Source organism: Micromonospora sp. NPDC093277 (assembly GCF_044765245.1).
Taxonomy (GTDB): Bacteria; Actinomycetota; Actinomycetes; order Mycobacteriales; family Micromonosporaceae; genus Micromonospora.
In genome coordinates this window covers 29,049-49,015 of the sequence record NZ_JBIWJO010000023.1, presented here as the reverse complement: position 1 = coordinate 49,015, position 19,967 = coordinate 29,049, and the positions used below count along the sequence as shown (strand labels likewise).

At 73.5% G+C, this 19,967-nt stretch carries 15 protein-coding genes; 5 read left to right on the top strand and 10 right to left on the bottom strand.

The annotated features are described in order from the left end of the window. Positions 1-545 precede the first annotated feature (545 nt). Positions 546-1,553, top strand: coding sequence for an NAD-dependent epimerase/dehydratase family protein (locus ACIRG9_RS30700; RefSeq protein WP_402863716.1), 1,008 nt, complete (start codon positions 546-548; stop codon positions 1,551-1,553). A gap of 22 nt (positions 1,554-1,575) precedes the next feature. Here the strand turns inward: ACIRG9_RS30700 and ACIRG9_RS30695 are convergent, their stop codons facing one another. Then, positions 1,576-2,550, bottom strand: coding sequence for an Acg family FMN-binding oxidoreductase (locus ACIRG9_RS30695; RefSeq protein ID WP_402863713.1), 975 nt, complete (start codon positions 2,548-2,550; stop codon positions 1,576-1,578). Between the two features lie 184 nt (positions 2,551-2,734). On the opposite strand from ACIRG9_RS30695, the gene ACIRG9_RS30690 reads away from it, so the two are divergent. Further along, positions 2,735-3,373 (top strand): response regulator transcription factor, encoded by a 639-nt coding sequence (locus tag ACIRG9_RS30690; protein WP_091116747.1) that lies wholly within the window; start codon positions 2,735-2,737, stop codon positions 3,371-3,373. A gap of 25 nt (positions 3,374-3,398) precedes the next feature. On the opposite strand, the gene ACIRG9_RS30685 is transcribed toward ACIRG9_RS30690, so the two are convergent. Together ACIRG9_RS30685 and ACIRG9_RS30680 are read right to left on the bottom strand one after the other, a co-directional pair. Next, the gene (locus ACIRG9_RS30685) at positions 3,399-5,069 is read right to left on the bottom strand and encodes a GAF domain-containing sensor histidine kinase (RefSeq protein WP_402863731.1); all 1,671 of its coding nucleotides are present in this window, start codon (positions 5,067-5,069) and stop codon (positions 3,399-3,401) included. Between the two features lie 92 nt (positions 5,070-5,161). Further along, positions 5,162-6,172 carry an Acg family FMN-binding oxidoreductase gene (locus ACIRG9_RS30680; RefSeq protein WP_402863709.1) on the bottom strand — a complete coding sequence of 337 codons (1,011 nt, stop codon included), beginning with the start codon at positions 6,170-6,172 and terminating at the stop codon, positions 5,162-5,164. A 191-nt stretch (positions 6,173-6,363) separates the two neighbouring features. Here ACIRG9_RS30680 and ACIRG9_RS30675 point away from each other — a divergent pair, with 191 nt between their 5' ends. Then, a complete protein-coding gene (locus ACIRG9_RS30675; protein ID WP_402863706.1) occupies positions 6,364-8,712 on the top strand; it encodes a heavy metal translocating P-type ATPase in 2,349 nt (782 codons plus the stop codon). A gap of 143 nt (positions 8,713-8,855) precedes the next feature. Here the strand turns inward: ACIRG9_RS30675 and ACIRG9_RS30670 are convergent, their stop codons facing one another. From ACIRG9_RS30670 to ACIRG9_RS30655, 4 genes are all read right to left on the bottom strand, one after another. Next, a complete protein-coding gene (locus tag ACIRG9_RS30670; protein ID WP_402863703.1) occupies positions 8,856-9,704 on the bottom strand; it encodes a universal stress protein in 849 nt (282 codons plus the stop codon). Positions 9,705-9,732: 28 nt separating this feature from the next. Beyond that, positions 9,733-12,135 (bottom strand): phosphoketolase, encoded by a 2,403-nt coding sequence (locus ACIRG9_RS30665; RefSeq protein ID WP_402863700.1) that lies wholly within the window; start codon positions 12,133-12,135, stop codon positions 9,733-9,735. Positions 12,136-12,264: 129 nt separating this feature from the next. Next, positions 12,265-13,089 carry a universal stress protein gene (locus tag ACIRG9_RS30660; protein ID WP_402863697.1) on the bottom strand — a complete coding sequence of 275 codons (825 nt, stop codon included), beginning with the start codon at positions 13,087-13,089 and terminating at the stop codon, positions 12,265-12,267. A gap of 111 nt (positions 13,090-13,200) precedes the next feature. Then, positions 13,201-14,001, bottom strand: a complete 801-nt coding sequence (locus tag ACIRG9_RS30655; protein WP_402863694.1) for a PP2C family protein-serine/threonine phosphatase — start codon at positions 13,999-14,001, stop codon at positions 13,201-13,203. Between the two features lie 336 nt (positions 14,002-14,337). Between ACIRG9_RS30655 and ACIRG9_RS30650 the strand changes: the two genes are divergently transcribed. After that, on the top strand, positions 14,338-15,141 hold the full coding sequence (locus ACIRG9_RS30650; protein WP_402863691.1) for an endonuclease/exonuclease/phosphatase family protein: 804 nt from the start codon (positions 14,338-14,340) through the stop codon (positions 15,139-15,141). 312 nt (positions 15,142-15,453) lie between these two features. Here ACIRG9_RS30650 and ACIRG9_RS30645 read toward each other — a convergent pair whose 3' ends face one another. After that, positions 15,454-16,416, bottom strand: a complete 963-nt coding sequence (locus ACIRG9_RS30645; protein ID WP_402863688.1) for a TIGR03557 family F420-dependent LLM class oxidoreductase — start codon at positions 16,414-16,416, stop codon at positions 15,454-15,456. Positions 16,417-16,792: 376 nt separating this feature from the next. Here ACIRG9_RS30645 and ACIRG9_RS30640 point away from each other — a divergent pair, with 376 nt between their 5' ends. Continuing rightward, complete coding sequence (locus ACIRG9_RS30640; protein ID WP_402863685.1) at positions 16,793-18,190, top strand: cellulase family glycosylhydrolase; 1,398 nt, start codon at positions 16,793-16,795, stop codon at positions 18,188-18,190. Between the two features lie 93 nt (positions 18,191-18,283). Here ACIRG9_RS30640 and ACIRG9_RS30635 read toward each other — a convergent pair whose 3' ends face one another. Both ACIRG9_RS30635 and ACIRG9_RS30630 read right to left on the bottom strand, forming a co-directional pair. Beyond that, on the bottom strand, positions 18,284-19,471 hold the full coding sequence (locus ACIRG9_RS30635) for an RNA polymerase sigma factor (RefSeq protein ID WP_402863682.1): 1,188 nt from the start codon (positions 19,469-19,471) through the stop codon (positions 18,284-18,286). Positions 19,472-19,537: 66 nt separating this feature from the next. Next, on the bottom strand, positions 19,538-19,930 hold the full coding sequence (locus tag ACIRG9_RS30630; RefSeq protein WP_402863728.1) for a YciI family protein: 393 nt from the start codon (positions 19,928-19,930) through the stop codon (positions 19,538-19,540). Positions 19,931-19,967 lie beyond the last annotated feature (37 nt).

Here is a 19,967-nt window from a genome sequence, read left to right as displayed (position 1 = left end):
TCGCCTCTTCGCAGCGCCGGGACCATACACAACCACCGACGACCCGCCAACATTCCCGGGACCCGGCACCCGCCGAAGCGAGCAGCCCACAGGGTGGGGCCTTTCGGGGGCGGCCCCCGGGGCGGGGCCTTCCTTGGCCGTGCAGCCATCTACAACGACCGGCGGCCCGCCATCATTCCGGGGATCGGGCACCCGCCGAAGCCGGCGGGCTCGCAGACACCCATCGGAGGCCGTGCAGCCATCTACAACGACCGGCGGCCCGCCATCATTCCGGCCCCGGGATGCCGCCGCTCACAGTCAAACCGGACATGCCTCGCAGAATTCGTGGCAGGCGATCACGAAACGCCGGTGATCCACTCCATGTCCCGCAAAGGGCGGTTTCCACCGCCGGTCGTGACCACCACATTCGGCACCTGGAGTCGATCAAGGCCTGTTGGGGCGGAGCGGAGGCGGGCGGGGATCGGGGCGTGGCTTCTGCCCTGGGCAGATCTGCTCACGGTGAATCTGGGTGTGGGAGGGCTCGGCGACCGGGCAAGGTGGGGCGTATGAGGCTGTTGGTGCTGGGCGGGACCGGATTCGTCGGTGGGGCGGTGGTGTCGGAGGCGGTACGACGTGACTGGTCGGTGACGGTGTTCAACCGAGGGCTGCACGGTGAGGTGCCGGCCGGCGTACACCGGGTGCGGGGGGACAGGACGGCGCCGGACGGGCTGGCGGCGCTCTCCGGGGGTGCGTGGGACCTGGTGGTGGACACCTGGGACGGCGCGCCCCGGGCGGTACGGGATGCCGCGCGGGCCCTCGTCGGGGCGGTGCCGCAGTACGTCTATGTCTCCAGCGGGTCGGTGTACGCCGAGCCGGTGCCGCCCGGCGTGGGCGAGGAGGCCCCGACGGTCGAGGCCGAGGTGGACGCGGCCGACGGGGACTACCCGCGGAACAAGGCGGGCGGCGAGCGGGCCGCGGTGCAGGTCTTCGGCGATCGGGCGCTGCTGGCCCGGGCCGGGCTGATTCTCGGGCCGGGCGAGGACATCGGGCGGCTGCCGTGGTGGTTGCGGCGGATCGCCCGGGGCGGCGAAGTGCTGGCTCCGGGGCCGCGGGACCTTCCGGTGCAGTACATCGACGTCCGGGACCTGGCGAGTTGGTTGCTGGACCGGGGTGCTGAGGGTGCCGGCGGGGCGTACAACGTGATCGGACGGACCGGGCACGCGACGATGGGTGAGCTGCTCGACGCGGCCGTGACCGCGACCGGGTCGGACCCGACGCTGCGCTGGACGGACCCGGAGCCGATCCTGGCCGCCGGCGTGGAGCCTTGGAACGACCTGCCGATCTGGATCCCGCGCGGGCACGCGTACCGCTGGTTGCAGGAACGGGGGGTCGAGCGGGCGTACGCGTCGGGGCTGGTCTGCCGGCCGGTGGCCGAAACGGTCGTCGACACCTGGCGCTGGCTGTGCGAGGTGGGGCAGGTGCCGCCCCGCGCCGGCCGGCCGGCCCGGGCCCCGGTGGGGCTCGATCCGGCACGTGAGGCGGAGCTGCTGGCCGGTGTCGGCGGGTTGGCCTGAGGGTCCCCGACCCGGCGTGGGCTCAGGCCGGCGCGACCGGTACGTCGAGCACCTCCTCGACCGGGCGGCGCGGGGTGGTGACGCCCGGCTGGCCGTATCCGATCCGCATCCCCATCTGCGGGGTGCCGAACCGGCCCAGGGACAGCCGCAGCGCCTCCCGCGCTCCGGACACCTCGATCGGTTGGGAGATCATCGACACGGCCAGCCCGGCGTCCGTGGCCGTCAGCAGCACCCGTTGCAGGGCCTGGCCGGCGATGATCTGGTCGGTGGTGGTGTTCCCGGCCGATCCCAGCACCGCGACCAGCGGCTCCGGTTCGAAGTCCCGCCCCGGCCCCCGGTTGCGCCCGCCGAAGCCGCGCTGCGGCAGCAGGTCCTGCGGCTCGCTCGGCGGGCCGCCGGCGGCGGTCGGCACGCCGTCCGGGGCGGGCTCGGACCGGATCCAGGCGGTCCGCTCGGCCACGTACGCGGGGTCACGTTCGAGGACCCGGTGGGCGCTGCGGGCGATCTCGGCGAACGCGTTGACCGCGCTGGTGCCGATCAGCAGTTCCAGCCAGCACTGCTCGGCCCGGGCGGCCTCGACGAGCCGCCACCGGGCGTCGGCGGGGACCGGGTCGGGCCAGAACGGGGCGCGGTTGCTGAACCGCCGGCCGATCGCCGCGTACAGGCTCTCCTCGGTGGGGGTGGGTCGGCGTGGCACGTCCGGTTCCAGCCGGGCGACCACGTTCGGGTCGGCGGGGTACGGGCGGAGCCGGACCGTGGCCGGGGTGCCCGCCACGGTGAGCGCCAGCCGCAGGTTGAACAGGGCCGCCCCACAGGCGATCCGGGCGCCCCAGCCGCTCGAGTCGGTGGCGGGCAGCCCGCGCAGTGGGTCGACGGACACCTCGATCCCGCCGTCGCGCAGCCGGAACCGCCACGGCTGGGTGTTGTGCAGGGACGGTGCCTGGACGGCGTCGGTGGCGGCGGCCGTAAGCTGCGTGACGGTGAAGCCGGTGGTCATGGCTGCTCCTTCCGTGGCAGGCCGTGCCGCCTCCTGGTCGGCTCCCTCCTACAGTGCGTCAACCAGGGGTTACGCGAGCAGGGCCCAAGGTCCCCATCTCGGGGGGACGGTCTACCCGCCGCGGCGTCGGGGTCGGGACCTTCGGCCCGTGCACGACTGCGGGGCACCGAGGTAGAAAGGACGGATGATCCGGGTGTTCCTGCTCGACGACCACGAGGTCGTCCGTCGTGGCCTTGCCGACCTGCTCACCAGCAGCGGTGACATCGAGGTGGTCGGTGAGTCCGGCTCCGCCCAGGAGGCGGCCCGCCGCATCCCGGCGCTCCGTCCCGACGTGGCGATCCTCGACGCCCGGCTGCCCGACGGCAACGGCATCGACGTGTGCCGGGACATCCGGGCCCTGGACTCCTCGATCAAGGGCCTGATCCTCACCTCGTACGAGGACGACGAGGCGCTTTTCGCCGCGATCATGGCCGGCGCCGCCGGGTATGTGCTCAAGCAGATCCGGGGCACCGACCTGGTCGACGCGGTCCGCCGGGTGGCGGCCGGGCAGTCCCTGCTCGACCCGGCGATCACCACCCGGGTGTTGGAGCGGATCCGCAGCGGCGTCGAGCAGCCGCGCGAGCTGAAGTCGCTCACCGAGCAGGAGCGGCGGATCCTGGAGTACGTGGCCGAGGGGCTCACCAACCGGGAGATCGCCGGCAAGATGTTCCTCGCCGAGAAGACGGTGAAGAACTACGTCTCCAGCGTGCTGGCCAAGCTCGGCCTGGAGCGGCGTACGCAGGCGGCGGTGCTGGCCACCCGGCTGCTCGGCCAGCGGCACTGACCGCTCGGCCGCGCGGTCGGCCCGGTCAGTCGCGCAGCGGGGCGCTCCAGCGCAGTTCGGTGCCGTGCGGGGTCACCCGGCTCAACTGGAAGTCGCCACCGAGGCGTTCGGCCCGCTCGCGCAGGTTCACCAGGCCGCTGCGGGCCGCCTCCGGGTCGCAGCCGACCCCGTCGTCGGTGACCGTCACCGTCACCCAGCCGGCGTCGACCCGTACCGTCACCGACACCCGGTCGGCCTGCGCGTGGCGTACGGCGTTGGACAGCGCCTCGCGCAGCACGGCGGTGAGCTCGGGACGCAGCTCGTCCGGGACGGCGCTGTCGATCGGGCCGACCAGGTCCAGGTGCGGACGGTAGCCCAGCGACTCGGCGGCCACCTCGATCGCTTCACGGATCTCGGTACGCAGCGCGGCGCTCATCGGCGTGCGCAGCTCGAAGATGGTCCGCCGGATGTCGCGGATGGTGGCGTCCAGGTCGTCGACGGCCGCGTTGATCCGCTTGGCCACCTCGGGGCGCGCGTTCATCGCGCCGCTCTGCAGCTGCAGGCCGGTCGCGAAGAGCCGCTGGATCACCACGTCGTGCAGGTCGCGGGCGATCCGCTCGCGGTCCTCCAGGACCACCAACAGCTCCCGCTCCTCCTGGCCCCGGGCCCGTTCCATGGCCAGCGCGGCCTGCCCGGCGAAGCTGTTGAGCAGCGCGACGTCGTCCTCGGCGGTGGGCGGGCGGTCGGGGCGGTGGGCGATCACCAGGACACCGTGCAGGGTGTCGGCCGCGGTGAGGGGGGAGACCACGGCCGGGCCGGCGACCACCGGGTGGGGCCAGGGTGCGGCCTCGGCGAGGTTGTCCAGCGACTCGTGCCGGCCCTCGGTGACCGAGCTGGCGAAGGTGGTCTCGGCGGCCGGCAGCACCGCGCCGACCAGGGCCCGTGCGGTCTCGTCGGCGCCGTCGACGACCTCGATGGTGAACTGGCCCTCGTCCTCGTCGTAGAGCAGCACCAGCGCCAGTTCCGCCTCGGCGACCTCCCGGGCCCGGCGGGCCACCAGGGTCAGTGCGTCGGTCCGCCGGACCTCGCCGAGCAGCACCGCGGTGATCTCGGCGGTGGCGGCCAGCCAGCGTTCCCGCCGGTGCGCCAACGCGTAGAGGCGGGCGTTCTCGATCGCCACGCCGGCCGCGGCGGCCAGCGCCACCACGATCTCCTCGTCGTCCTCGGTGAACTCGGTCGCGCCCTGCTTCTCGGCGAGGTAGAGGTTGCCGAAGACGTGGTCGCGGATGCGGACCGGCACGCCGAGGAAGCTGTGCATCGGCGGGTGGTGCGGCGGGAAGCCGTACGACCTGGGGTGCTGGGTGATGTCCGGCATGCGCAGCGGCCGCGGGTCGTCGATGAGCAGGCCGAGCACGCCCCGCCCGTGCGGCAGGTCACCGATCTTCGCGTGCAGTTTCTCGTCGATGCCGTGGATGATGAAGTCGTGCAGTAGCCGGTCGGGGCCGATCACGCCGAGTGCGCCGTACTTCGCGCCGACCAGCTCGCACGCCGACTGCACGATCCGCTGCAGGGTGCTGCGCAGGTCGAGGTCGCTGCCGATGCCCACCACCGCGTCGAGCAGGGCGCGCAGCCGCTCCCGGCTGGTGACCACCTCACCGACCCGGTCCAGCATCTCCTGGAGCAGCTCGTCGAGCCGCACCCGGGACAGCGGGGTCAGGCCCAGGGACGGGGTGACGTGCTCGTGCCGGGGATTCGGTGCGCTGGCCACCGGCCGATGCTATCGCCCGGTCGCGGTCGGAGACGAGCCGACTACCGGCCCCCGCCCTGTGCCGCGGAGGTGTCGACGATCTCCTCGGTGGCCAGCCGCGGGGTGTGCGGGGGTCCGGCGTGCGCCGGATCCTGCAGCCCCAGCCGCAGCACCAGGTACGGGTAGCCGAGGCCGGCCAGCAGCCGGCGCACGGTCAGGCGGGTGCCTTCCACCTCCACCACGCCGCTGAGCGGCACCACGGAGACCCCGAGCCGGGTGGCGGTCAGCCAGGCGGACGAGAGCCCCTCACCGGCCCGTAGCCACCTGTCCGGCTCGTCCTCGGTGCCCCAGAGGATCCCGTAGCGGGCGGTCTGGTCGTGGCCGGGTCCGACCGGCAGGGTGCCGGGACGGCCGAAGTCGCGGCCGGGCACGGTGGTCTGCGGGGCCTGCGCGGGCAGCACCTCGGGCGGCAGCCCGGTGCCGGTGCCGGCCCGGTTGGTCCAATATTCCAGTTCTTCGCGCGTCTGCGGGTCCTCGGCCGAGACCGTGCCGGCCTGCGACGCCGCCGCGGCCAGGTCCATCACTTCGTCCGAGTCGAGGAGCTGGAGCCGTACGCCGTCCGCGCGGGCCGCCTCGACGATCTCGTCGAGGGTCGCACCCGGCACCGGCTCGTCGCTCACCGGCCGGCGGTCGGTGTGCCGGACCTGCATGCACTGCACGAGGCGCATCGCGTCCGGGTCCGCCCCGGTGTGCCGGAACCCGGTGAACCGGGCGAGGAGGTCCGGTTGGTTCGGGTCGGGCATCCGCTCCACCGCCGCCGTCCAGCCCTCGGCGGCCAGCGCCACGCACGCGTGGTGCAGCGCCGTGCCGCAGCTCAGCGTCACCAGCCGGCCCTCCGGGTCGGTGGCGCTGATCCGGAGGTCCCGCGCCATCCGCAGCTCCAGCGCGTCGGGGAGGACCTTCCAGCGCCACGGCTGGGTGTTGTGGACCGAGGGGGCACGACCGGACGTCGCGGCGGCCTCCGCGAGCGCGGTGGTCAGCGGGCGGCCGGTAGCCGGCGTCTCGTGGCTCATCGTCACGACCTTTCCATTTTTCCCCATCGTGCCGCACCCGGCCGGGTCCGGGTGGCGTTGCCTCCTCATCCTCTGCCACCCGGCGTCCGGTCGCACGGAGCGCCAGGCCCGCCGTATCCGGGCCCTTCGACCCGTGCCGGATTACCCGTGATGCCCTGCCCGGCCACGCGTCCCGCTGAGACGATCCGCACGTGGATGCGGAACCGCGCGAGTGCGTACCCGAGCGGCCGGTGCGGCGGCGCCGGGTGGACTGGCGCGAGTGGGGGCCGCTCACCCTGCTCACCCTGGCCGGGCTGGCCGGCGCCGGGTTGTGGCTCGCCGGCCTGCCCGGCGCGGCCCAGCTGGTCTGGGCGGCGGTGACCGTGGCGGCGCTGCTGCCGGCCGTCTGGACCATGGTGCGGCAGCTGTGGCGCCGGCAGTTCGGGGTGGACGTGATCGCCGTGCTGGCGCTGGTCGGCACGCTGCTGGTCCGGGAGTACCTGGCCGGTGCGGTGATCGCCGTGATGGTCGCCACCGGGCAGGCGTTGGAGGACTATGCCGAGCGGCGCGCCAGCCGGGACCTGCGGGCGCTGCTGGAACGCGCGCCCCGGCAGGCCCGGCGGCGTACCCCGGACGGTGGCATCGAGGTGGTGCCGCTGGACCTGGTGGCGGTGGGGGACCGGCTGGTGGTCGGTCCCGGTGACGTGGTGCCGGTGGACGGGACCGTCGAGGAGCCCGCGACGCTGGACGAGTCGGTGGTCACCGGCGAGTCGCAGCTGGTCACCCGAGGCACGGGCGAGCAGGTGGCCAGTGGCGTGGTCAACGCCGGCGCGGGCTTCGGCCTGCGGGCCCGCAGGAGCGCGGCGGAGAGCACGTACGCCGGGATCGTCCGGCTCGCCGAGGAGGCGACCGCGCGTAAGGCCCCGATGGTGCGGCTGGCCGACCGGTACGCGGCCGCGTTCGTGCCGTTCACCCTGCTGGTGGCCGGGGTGGCCTGGGTGGTCTCCGGCGAGTTCCTGCGGGCGGTGGCAGTTCTGGTGGTGGCCACCCCCTGCCCGCTGCTGCTGGCCACCCCGATCGCGATCGTCTCCGGGCTGTCCCGGGTGGCCCGGCGCGGGGTGCTGGTCCGCGACGGCGGCTCGCTGGAGCTGCTCGGCCGGGCCCGCACCCTGCTGATGGACAAGACCGGCACGCTCACCGCCGGCCGGCCGCGCGCCGCCGAGACGGTGGTCGCGCCCGGCGGCGACCGGGACGAGGTGCTGCGGCTGGCCGCCTCCGTCGAGCAGCTCTCCCCGCACGTGCTGGCCGCCGCCCTGGTTCGGCAGGCCCGCTCGCAGGGGCTGCCGCTGACCGAGCCGGCGGACGTCACGGAGGAGCCGGGGCGCGGGGTCACCGGCCGGGTGGACGGCCGGCTGGTGCGGGTGGGCCAGCTCGACGGCGAGCCACCCGAGTGGGCGCACCGGGTACGCGAGCGCGCTGAGCTGGCCGGCCGCTCCACCGTCTGGGTCAGCGACGACCACGGCCCGCTCGGCGCGATCCTGCTGGAGGACCCGGTACGCCCCGACGCCCGGCGCACCGTGCGCCGGCTGCGCGAGAGCGGGCTGAACCGCCTGGTCATGGTCACCGGCGACCGGCCGCGTACGGCCCAGCAGGTCGCGCAGACGGTCGGCGTGGACGACGTCTGGGCCCAGTGCTCGCCGCAGCAGAAGGTCGCCCGGGTGCAGGAGGAGTCGGGCCGGGCGGTGACCGTGATGGTCGGCGACGGGGTCAACGACGCGCCGGCGCTGGCCGAGGCGCACGTCGGGGTGGCGATGGGCGCCACCGGGGCGACCGCCTCCGCCGACGTGGCCGACGCGGTGCTCACCGTGGACCGGCTGGACCGGCTCGCCGACGCCGTCGACATCGCCCGGTACGCCCGCCGTATCGCGGTGCAGAGCGCCACCGTCGGGATGGCGCTGGCCGTGGTCGCGATGGTGGCCGCCGCGGCCGGCGGGCTGCCCCCGGTCGCCGGCGCGTTCCTCCAGGAGGGCATCGACGTGCTGGTGATCGTGAACGCGCTGCGCGCCCTGCGGGGCGGCCTGCGCCACCGGGACGTCCCGCCGCGGACCCGGGAGCTCCTCGACCGGTACGCGGGCGAGCACGACGCCGTCCGCGAGGTGCTGGACCGGCTGCGCGACGCCGCCGACCTGGTGGTGGCCCGCCCGGACGCGCCGGAGTGCGTACCGGCGTTGCGGGAGGTGCACCGCCGGCTCGTCGACGAGGTGCTGCCGCACGAGGCCGCCGAGGAACGGCACCTGTACCCGGCGCTGGCCGGCCCGTTGGGCAGCGGCGAGGCGACCTCGACGATGAGCCGGGCGCACGTGGAGATCGGCCGGCTGGTGGACCGGATCGGCGGTCATCTGGCCCAGCACCCGGACGGCCGGTTGCGCCGCGACGAGCTGCCGGACCTGCTCGCCGCGCTGTACGGCCTGGACGCGGTGCTGCGGCTGCACATGGCACAGGAAGAGGAGGACTACTTCTCGCTCAACCCGGAGGAGGGACAGACCGCCTCGGGCGGGTGACCGCGAGCCCTGGTCACCGGCTCGGCGTGTCGCGCGCACGGCAGCCCCGCGTGTCGAGGCCACCCGGCCGGCCGGTGTCCCACCGCCGATCGGTCACGCGCGGACCGCTCGGCCACTCGGGGCGGCCGAGCGGTCCGTGGGCTTCAGCGTGCCCGGACCACCGCGACGGGGCATTGCGAGTGGTGGATGAGCTGCTGGCTGACCGAGCCGAGCAGCATGCCGCGCAGCCCGCCCCGGCCGCGGCTGCCGACCACCACGAGCTGCGCCTCGCGGCTCGCCTCGACCAGCAGCGCCGCCGGGTTGCCCGAGGGCACCTGGATCTCGATCGGCACGTCGGGGAAAGTCTCCCGCCACTGGGCCAGTTCCTGTTCGACCGCCGTCCGCTCCGCGGCCTCCGGGTCGGAGCCGGGGGGCGCCCCGGTCGGTCCCCAGACCCGCAGCACCCGCAGTGGGACGTCCCGCTGGGCGGCCCGCTCGACGGCGAAGCCGAGGGCCAGCCGCGAGGATTCGGAGCCGTCCACGCCGACCAGCACCGGCCCGGAGGTGGCCGCCTTCCCGTCGCGTACCACGATCACGGGGCAGTGCCCGTGGGCGGCGACGGAGACCGCGGTGGAGCCGGCGAGCAGGCCGCCGAAACCGCCGTGCCCCCGGGTGCCGAGCACCAGCATCCCGGCCTGGGCCGAGCGTTCCTGCAGCACCAGGGCGGGCGGCCCGTCGAAGACCTCGCCGTGCACGGTGAGGCCGGGCCGGTCGGCCGCGGCGGACGCCGCTGCCGACCGGACCAGTTCCTCGACCTGCTGCCGGGCGGTCTCGTCGGGCCAGATTCCCGGCGTCACCCCGGGGCCGACCCAGCCGGCCACCGTCAGCCACTCGAAGACGTACGCCAGCCGGACCGGCCGGCCCGAGCGGCCCGCCTCGTCCAGCGCCCAGTTCAGGGCCACCTTGGCGTCCGCCGAGCCGTCGTAGCCGACCAGGATCTCCTCGGAACTCACCGTGCCTCCCTCCGAACCGTGACCCCGCTTACTGGCCGCTCCGCAGGCCCTGCTCGGTTTCGCGGATCCACCGCCACTCGGCGACCCGGGGGTCGTCCTCGCCGTATCGGCGGGTGTAGTCGCGGCAGGACTGCCGGACGTCGATCATTTCCTGGCGCAGGTGCGCGGCGCGCGAGGCGAGCCCCGGCACCCGGTCGATGACGTCGATGACCAGGTGGAAGCGGTCCAGGTCGTTGAGCATCACCATGTCGAACGGCGTGGTGGTGGTGCCCTCCTCCTTGTAGCCGCGGACGTGCAGGTTGCCGTGGTTGGCCCGGCGGTAGGTGAGCCGGTGGATCAGCCACGGGTAGCCGTGGTAGGCGAAGATGATCGGCTTGTCGCGGGTGAAGATGGTGTCGAACTCGTTGTCCGGCAGGCCGTGCGGGTGCTCCGACGGCGGCTGCAGGCGCATCAGGTCGACCACGTTGACCACCCGGACCTTCAGCTCGGGCAGACGCTGGCGGAGCAGGTCGGCCGCGGCCAGGGTCTCCAGCGTCGGCACGTCCCCGGCGCAGGCGAGCACCACGTCCGGCTCGCTCTCGTCGTCGGTGCTGGCCCAGTCCCAGATGCCCAGGCCACGCCGGGCGTGCTGGATCGCCTCGTCCATGGTGAGCCAGTTCGGCGCCGGCTGCTTGCCGGCCACCACCACGTTGATGTAGTGCCGGCTGCGCAGGCAGTGGTCCATGGTGGAGAGCAGGGTGTTGGCGTCCGGCGGCAGATAGACCCGGACCACCTCGGCCTTCTTGTTCACCACGTGGTCGATGAAGCCCGGATCCTGGTGCGAGAAGCCGTTGTGGTCCTGCCGCCAGACGTGGCTGGAGAGCAGGTAGTTCAGCGAGGCCACCGGCTCCCGCCAGGGAATGTTCCGGGTCACCTTGAGCCACTTGGCGTGCTGGTTGACCATCGAGTCGACGATGTGGATGAACGCCTCGTAGCTGGTGAAGATGCCGTGCCGGCCGGTCAGCAGGTAGCCCTCCAGCCAGCCCTGGCACAGGTGCTCCGACAGCACCTCCATCACCCGGCCGTCGGGGGAGAGGTGGTCGTCGCCGGGAACCGTGTCGCCGACGAATGCGCGGTCGGTGACCTCGAAGGCGGCGCCGAGCCGGTTCGAGGCGACCTCGTCGGGCCCGAACAGGCGGAAGGTCTGCGGGTTGCGGCTGATCACGTCGCGGACCCACGGCCCGAGCGCGCCGGTCGCCCCGGCGATCGGCTCGCCCGGCCGCTGGACGTCGACCGCGTAGTCGCGGAAGTCGGGCAGATCCAGGTCGCGGAGCAGCCGCCCGCCGTTGGCCACCGGATTGGCGCTCATCCGCCGGTCCCCCGTGGGCGGCAGGGCGGCCAGCTCGGCGACCGGGCCGCCGGTGGCGTCGAAGAGCTCCTCCGGCCGGTAGCTGCGCAGCCAGCGCTCCAGCTCGGCCAGGTGCTCGGGGTTGGTCCGTACCTGGTCGACGGGCACCTGGTGGGCGCGGAAGGTGCCCTCGACCGGCTTGCCGTCGACCACCTTCGGGCCGGTCCAGCCCTTCGGCGTACGCAGGATGATCATGGGCCATCTGGGGCGCTCGACGGGGCCGCCGGAGCGGGCCCGGCGCTGGATCGCGGCGATCTCGTCGAGCGCCCGGTCCAGGGTCGCGGCGAGGGTCTGGTGGACCACGGCCGGGTCGTCGCCCTCGACGATGTACGGCTGGTGGCCGTAGCCGCGCATCAGGTCGAGCAGTTCCTCGGTGGGGATCCGGTCCAGGACGGTCGGGTTGGCGATCTTGTAGCCGTTGAGGTGCAGGATGGGCAGCACCGCACCGTCCCGGGCCGGGTTGAGGAACACGTTGGACAGCCAGCTTCCGGCCAGCGGGCCGGTCTCCGCCTCGCCGTCCCCGATCACGCAGGCGACCAGCAGGTCCGGGTTGTCGAACGCGGCACCGTAGGCGTGGCTGAGCGCGTAGCCCAGCTCGCCGCCCTCGTGGATCGAGCCGGGCACCTCCGGCGCCACGTGGCTGGGGATGCCACCGGGGAAGGAGAACTGGCGGAACAGCCGGGCCATGCCGGTCTCGTCCCGGGTCACCGAGTGGTAGAGCTCGCTGTACGTACCCTCCAGCCAGGTGTTGGCCACGAGCGCGGGGCCACCGTGGCCCGGGCCGGTGACGAAGATCGCGGACAGGTCCCGGTCGACGATGACCCGGTTGAGGTGCGCGTACAGCAGGTTGAGGCCGGGGCTGGTGCCCCAGTGCCCCAGCAGCCGCGGCTTGACGTGCTCCGGCCTCAGCGGCTCACGCAGCAGCGGGTTGTCGAGCAGGTAGATCTGCCCGACCGTGAGGTAGTTGGCCGCCCGCCAGTAGGCGTCAAGCCGGCGCAGCTCGTCTTCGGTCAGGGGGCTGTGCAGGTCGAGAGCGGTGTCCATGCTGCAATAGCCTCTCGCGCGTCGGGGACTTCTGCCACCCGAAGGCGGCTATCCGTCCGGGCATGTCCAGCGTCGCCCTATCGTCGCGAATCTGGTCAGGGCCGTTGGTCCCGGTACGTGCGGGCATGACTACTCCACGCCTGCGGATCCGAGTCCACGGACGACGATCACCGGTGCCGGCGAGTGGTAGAGCAGCGTCTGGCTGACCGCGCCCAGCATGCCGCGCAGCGGTTCCTCGCCCCGCGCCGCGACCACGGCGAGCTGCGCCGAGCGGGACTGGTCGATCAGGAGCCCGCCCGGGTCGCCGCGCAGCGTGTGGCACTCGACGGCAACGGTGGGGTGCCGGGCGCCGTGCCGGGCCACCGCCTCGTCGAGCAGGTCGCCGCCGTCGTCGTGGCGGCCCGGCTCGATGACCCGGATCGCGAGCAGCCGGGCCGCGCGCCGGTCCGCGCACTCGAAGGCATAGCCGAGGGCCGCGTCACCGGCCTCCGATCCGTCCACTCCGACCAGCACCGGCCCCTGCGGCGACGGCTCGGCCCGGCCCACCAGCACCGGGCAGCCGGCCCGGGCGGCGAGCTGCACGGCCGGCGCGTCGGACGGTACGCAGGTCGGGCAGTTGGCGATCCCGCCGTCGCCGAGCGCCACCAGGTACGCCGACTCGGAGGCCCGGAGCAGCGCCTCGACCGGGGAACCCTCGACGATGTCCCCGCGTACCGGGACCTCCGGCTCGACCTCGGCGGCCGCCTGCGCGGCGCGTTCCAGCAGCTCCTCGGCGGCGGCGCGCGGCCCGGCCACCGAGGGCTCCTGAAGGGCCGCCGTCCAGTTGAAGGCGTGCAGCAGGTGCAGTGGGCGATCGTGCGCCGCGGCCTCCTCGGCGGCCGTGCGGACCACCTGGAGGTCCTCCTCCGAGCCGCCGACGCCGACCACCACCGCGTCGAGGGTGGGTGTGGCCATCCCGCCTCACCTCCCGACCGCGCTCTCCTCACCCACCGTAGTCGGGGGTGTGCCCGCCGCGGACCGAGACGGCCGAACCGCCGCCGGTCCTCCCGCGGGTGGGGGCGGCGGTCAGCGGGGAGTGGGGACGGTGGGGTGAACGCGGACCACCACGGCGGTGGCGTTGTCGTCGCCGCCCTCGTCGAGGGTGGCGGAGAGCAGCGCGCCGACTGTCTGCGCCGGGTCCCGCCGGGCGGCCAGCAGGTCGCGTAGGTGGTGATAGTCGAGCTGGTCGCTGACCCCGTCGGTGCAGAGCAGCCAGGTGTCGCCCGTGCGCAGCGGGGCGGCCAGCACGTCCGGCTCGGGCCTGTCCGGGTGGCCGACGTAGCGCAGCAGCTGGTAGCGGGCTCGGGCCGCCTCCGGGGAGGTCGCCGGCCACCAGCCGTGCAGCATGCCGAGCCAGGCCATGGTGTGGTCGACCGTGATCAGCTCCAGCAGCCCGTCGCGCAGCCGGTAGGCCCGCGAGTCGCCGAGCTGGACCAGCCAGCCCTGCCCGCCGTCCGGCTCCGCGACCAGGGCGGTCAGCGTGCAGCCGGTCAGCCCGGCCAGCGCCGTCCCGGCCTGGCGTACCCGGAGTTGGGTCTCGGCGGTGGCGGCGTGCAGCTCACCGGCGCCGATGGTTGGCCAGCCGGCGCGGACCTGCGCCACGAAGGTGCTCATCGCGGTGTCACCGGCGACCCGGCTGCCCTCCCCGTCGCCCATGCCGTCGGCGACCGCAACGAGCGGCAGCTCGGGGTCGACGTGCAGCACGTCGAAGTTCTCGGGGTAGTGGTGCCCCACCACGCTGCCGCCGGCGATCTCCAGGCTGAGCCGCCCGACGCCCACCCGATGGGCAGCCGCGACAGGCTGATCCAGCGGACGACGGCGAAACACCACCGGACGCTAACACTCTCCCAGCCTCCTGGCCGTCCGCTCGCCGCCCGACATGCCGCGGTCCACGTTGATCCACTCCATGTGCCGCAGACGGCGGTCTCCGTCGAAACAGAAACCACCACATACCGCACACGGAGTCGATCAAGAGGCGGTGGGGCGGCGGTTGACGCGGCGGCCTGACGCCCGCAAAGGAGGGTGGCGTCGACGCGGAGGCGCGCGAGACCGGCGGGGTGACGACCGACGTGTACGCGGCCCGTGAACCGGGTACAGCGCGCCTCGCGGCTACCGGGAGGTGCGGGGCATGGATGGTCCGACCGATTTCGTGGGCGCGATCCTGTGCTGCGGGTGATGACGTGGAACATCCTGACCGGTGGACGGGACCGGGACGGGACCGACCGCTGGGACCGGATCGTCGAGGTCGTCGCGGCCCAGCGCCCCGACGTGTTGGCCCTGCAGGAGCTGCGTGGTCTTGACCGCGACGGCCGGATGAGGGAACTGGCCGGCCGGTTGGGCATGATGCCTCACCTGGCCCGCTCCTGGTTCGGGCAGCCGGTCGCGGTGCTGGTCCGCGCGCCGCTGCGGGTGCTCCGCTCCGGCCGGGTACGCCGCCCGTTCCACCACGCCACCGCCCAGGTCCAGGTGGCCACCGGGGCGGGCCCGCTGACCGTGTTCAGCACCCACCTGAACCCGTACTCGGCTGGGCGGCGGCGGACGGAGGCGGACTGGCTGGCGGTGGCGGTCCGGCGTACCGGGGGCCGCCTGGCCCTGCTCGCCGGGGACCTGAACACGCTCGACCCGGCCGTCGACCACACCGCGCGGCTGGCCGACCTGCCCACCCTCTACCGGCGGCGACACCTGCGCCGGGACGGCCGTACGGTGGACACCCGGGCCGTCTCCCGCCTGCTCGACGTCGGCCTGGTCGACCTGTGGCCGTGCACCGGTGGCGGCGAGCCGGACGGGCCGACCGTGCCGACCCGGCACGCCGGAGCCGAGTTCGCTCCGACGCGCCTGGACTACCTGCTCGCCACCCCGGAGTTGGCCGCCCTGACCCGCGCGGTCCGGGTGGTCCGGGGCGGTCACACCGACACCGCCTCCGACCACTATCCGGTCGTCGCCGACCTGGCGCTGAACCCGGCCTGAGCCGACGGCACCGGCCGGTCGGCCGCCGCAGTCGGTGCCGCCGGGCCGCCGTCGGTGCTCCGCTGCTCAGGATGCCGCAAAGCGTGGTCTCCCGGCGCGGCGAGACCACGACATGCCGCAACCCGAGTCGATTACGGCGCGCTGGGCTGAGCCCGGGCCCGGGTGAATCAGCGGATCAGGTTCACCAGCACGGTGAGCACCACCGAGGCCAGGAGCGAGAAGAGGATCATCAGCAGGCAACCGCGGCCGCCCCCCACGGGACGGATCTCGGTGTTTCCGATACGCATGGACTCACCTTCCCAGGCCGGCGGATCACAGCGCGCGCAGCCGGGGCAGCAACTCCTCCTGCGCCCAGTCCAGGAACATCGGCTGGCCGTCGCCGCCGACCTGGACGAGCGCCACGTGGGTGAAGCCGGCGTCAACGTACTTTTGGAACGCCTCGACGTGCCGGTCCACGTCCGGCCCGCAGGAGATGCTCTCGGCCACGTCCTCCTCGCGGACGAACTGGGTGGCCCCGGCGAACGCGGTCGGGTCGGGCAGGTTCGCGTTGACCTTCCAGCCCAGGCCGAACCAGCGGAACTGGTCGTGTACGATCTTGCGGCACTCGGCCTCGTCCGGTCCGTAGCAGATCGCCACCTGCCCGTAGCGCGGGCGGCCCGCTCCGCCGGCCTGCTCGTACATCTCGATCAGCGGCGGCAGCGGCTCGGTCGCGATCATCCCGTCGGCGTAATCGGCGGCGAGGGTCGCCGACTGCCGGCCGGAGGCGGCGACGGCCATCGGCACCGGATGCCCCGGCCGGTCCCAGACGTACGCGTCGGGGACGTCGTAGTGGTTGCCGGAGAAGGTCAGCGTCTCGCCGTTGAGCAGCGGCCGGATGATCTGGAGCGCCTCCTCGAACATCTCGTGCCGCTGCTCCACGTGCGGCCAGCCGCCGACCACGTGCTCGTTCAGGTTCTCCCCGGCGCCCAGCCCGAGGGTGAACCGGCCGTCCGAGAGCACCCCGACCGTGCTGGCCTTCTGCGCCACCACCGCCGGGTGGTAGCGGCGGATCGGGCAGGTCACGAAGGACATCAGCCCGACCCGGTGGGTGGCGTGGGCGACGGCGCCGAGCACCGACCAGGCGTACGGGGAGTGGCCCTGCGCGTCGAGCCACGGGTAGTAGTGGTCGGACATGACGAGGTGGTCGAATCCGGCCGCCTCGGCGCGTACGGCGTGGTCGACCAGTTCCTTCGGACCGGACTGCTCGCACAAGAGGGTGTAGCCGACGCTGACCATGGCGCATCTCCTTCCCGGGCGGATCGTCCCCGAATACCCCGTCGCGTGGAGGCCAACCCTGGTGTCCGCTTCCGCCCGGAGCACCTTGACGCTGGGCGGGATGCTGCCTACAGTCCGGCCTTAACCGGTTCAGGCCGGGAGGCGCAGGGCCCTGTGGTGGGGATGACCGCCCTTGTGACGGCTCACGGTGACGTGGGCCGTCACGGGCCGCCGCCCCGGGAGGGCCGATCAACTTAACCGGTTGCCTTCCGAGTTTCATCGCCCTACGCTGATGTCTGCGTCCGCCGGGAGTCGGGCGGCGGCTGTCGGGCTCAGCCGCCTTGTCATCACCACCGCACCCCGATCTGGGCACGGGGAGACCTCCCTGAGGACACGTATGAAGAAGATCCTCTCCGTCGCGGGCGCCGCCCTGCTGACGGTTCTCACCGCCGTCTTCGCCTTCGGGCAGCCGGCGCACGCCGCAGCCGGCTTCTCCGTCTCGAACGGCAAGCTCTACGACGCCAACGGCACCGAGTTCATCATGCGCGGGGTCAGCCACGCGCACACCTGGTACCCGCAGCAGACCAGCTCGTTCGCCAACATCAAGGCGCTCGGCGCGAACAGCGTGCGGGTGGTGCTGGCCAGCGGTGACCGCTGGACCAAGAACGACGCCGCCGACGTCGCCAACGTCATCTCGCTCTGCAAGGCCAACAAGCTGATCTGCGTCCTGGAGGTGCACGACACCACCGGCTACGGCGAGCAGAGCGGCGCGATCACCCTGGACAAGGCCGTCACCTACTGGCTGAGCATCGCCAGCGCCCTGCAGGGCCAGGAGAAGTACGTGATCGTCAACATCGGCAACGAGCCGTACGGCAACCAGGGCTACGGCACCTGGGCGACCGACACGGCCAACGCGATCAAGCGGCTGCGCGCCGGTGGCATCACCCACACGATCATGGTGGACGGCCCGAACTGGGGTCAGGACTGGTCCTTCACCATGCGTGACAACGCTTCCACCGTCTTCAACGCCGACCCGCAGAAGAACACCGTCTTCTCGATCCACATGTACGGCGTCTTCGACACCGCCGCGGAGATCACCGACTACCTGGGCCGCTTCCGCACCGCCAAGCTGCCCATCGTGGTCGGCGAGTTCGGAAACATGCACTCGGACGGCGACCCCGACGAGGACACCATCATGTCCTACAGCCAGGCCAACGGGATCGGCTATCTGGGCTGGTCGTGGAGCGGCAACGGCGGCGGCGTCGAATACCTCGACATGGTCACCAACTTCAACCCCAGCCAGTTGAGCAGCTGGGGCCAGCGGATCTTCAACGGCGCCAACGGCATCAAGCAGACCGCCCGGGAGGCATCGGTCTACTCCGGCAGCACCCCGCCGCCGACGACCGCGCCCCCGACCACCGCACCCCCGACCACCGCTCCGCCGACCACGGCGCCGCCCACCACGGCTCCGCCGACCAGCCCGCCGCCCGGGAACGGCGGCTGCACGGCGCGCTACACGATCACCAACTCGTGGCAGGGCGGCTTCCAGGCCGAGGTGTCGGTGACCGCCGGCTCGTCGGCGATCAACGGCTGGACGGTGCGCTGGACCTACGCCAACGGCCAGACGGTCAGCCAGTTCTGGAGCGTGACGATCACCAACAGTGGTTCGGCGTACACCGCCCGCAACGTCGACTACAACGGCCGGCTCGGCGCCGGCGCCAGCACCAGCTTCGGGTTCCTCGGCAGCGCGGGCAGCACGAACACCGCCCCCGCGGTGACCTGCACCGCGAGCTGACCTGACGGTGGCCGGGTCCGCACGGGCCCGGCCACCCACCGCGGTGGCGGTGTCACCGTCCCGGACACCGCCACCGCGTCGACCGGGAGCGGATCAGCCCTGGGCCAGCCGGGCGGCCCGCATCCGCAGGTAGCGCTGCTCCGGGAGGCTGGTGGTCAGGCCGGCCGCCGCCCGGTAGTGCGCGATTGCCCGGGGGTGGTCGCCGGCCATCTCGTACAGGTGGGCCCGGGCCGCGTCGAGGCGGTGGTGCCCGGCCAACCGGGGATCGGCGTCCAGGGCGGCGAGGGCGGCCAGCCCAGCGTCCGGTCCGTGCACCATCGCGGCGGCCACCGCGCGGTTGAGCGACACCACCGGGTTTCCGGAGATCCGCTCCAGCACCTGGTAGAGGGCGAGGATCTGCGGCCAGTCGGTCCGCGCGGCGGTGGCCGCCTCGTCGTGCAGCGCGGCGATCGCGGCCTGGAGCTGGTACGGCCCGACCGGTCCCCGGGCCATCGCCCGGGTGACCAGCGCGGTCCCTTCGGCGATCGCCGCCCCGTCCCACCGGCTCCGGTCCTGGTCGGCCAGCGAGACCAGCTCGCCGGACGGGCCGGTCCGGGCGGCGGCGCGCGCCTCGGTGAGCAGCATCAGGGCGAGCAGCCCCGCCACCTCGCTGTCCTCGGGCAGCAGCGCGTGCATCGCCCGGGTCAGCCGGATCGCCTCCTCGGAGAGGTCCACCCGGCGCAGGGCCGTGCCGAGGCTGGCCGTGTGTCCCTCGGTGAAGATCAGGTAGAGCACGTGCAGCACCGTGGCGAGCCGGGACTCCCGTTCGCCCTCGCCGGGCATCCGGAACGGCAGGCCCGAGGTGCGGATGCGCTGCTTGGCGCGGCTGATCCGTTGCGCCATGGTGGCCTCGGGCACGAGGAAGGCGCGGGCGATCTCGGCGGTGCTCAGACCGCCCACCGCCCGCAGGGTCAGCGCGATCGCCGAGGCCGTCGACAGCGCCGGATGGCAGCAGAGGAAGAGCAGGATCAGGGTGTCGTCCCGGTCCGTGACCAGCGGCTCGTCCGCGGCCGGCGCGGTCCGCCGCTGGTCGCCCTCCTGCCGGGCGGCCCGGTCCTCCCGGTCACGCCGGGCGGCCTCGGCCCGGACCACCTCGATCATCCGGCGGTACGCGACCTGGACGAGCCAGCCACGCGGATTGTCCGGCAGCCCGTCGGTCGGCCACCGGGTCGCCGCGGCCAGCAGGGCCTCCTGCACCGCGTCCTCGGCGGTGGAGAAGTCACCGAAGCGGCGGGCGAGCACGCCGAGGACCTGCGGCGCCAGTTCGCGCAGCAGGTCCTCGACGGTCCGGTCCGGGGCGCCCAGCGGTCACATTTCCTGGGGCGGCGCGGACATGACGGGGTGCACCTCGATCGGCATGTTCAGCGGTTGCCCGCCGGGGCCGGGCGCGGTGGAGATGTGCGCGGCGATCTCGACCGCCCGCTGCGGGGTCTCGCAGTCGACGATCCACCAGCCGGCGAGGAACTCCTTGGTCTCGGCGAACGGGCCCTCGGTGACCACCGGGGTGCCGTCCTTGCCCGCCCGGACGATCCTCGCCTGCTGCGGCCCGGCCAGCCCTTCGGCCTGGACCCGCTCCCCGTCGGCGGCGAGCTTGGCGTTGACGTCATGCATGAAGTCGATGTGCGCCCGGATCTCCTCCGGCGTCCAGGTGTCGATCGACGGGAAGTCGGTCCCGGCGGCGCTGAACTGCATCAGCAGCATGTATTTCACGGTTCGCTCCTCACGCCTGTGCACCGAT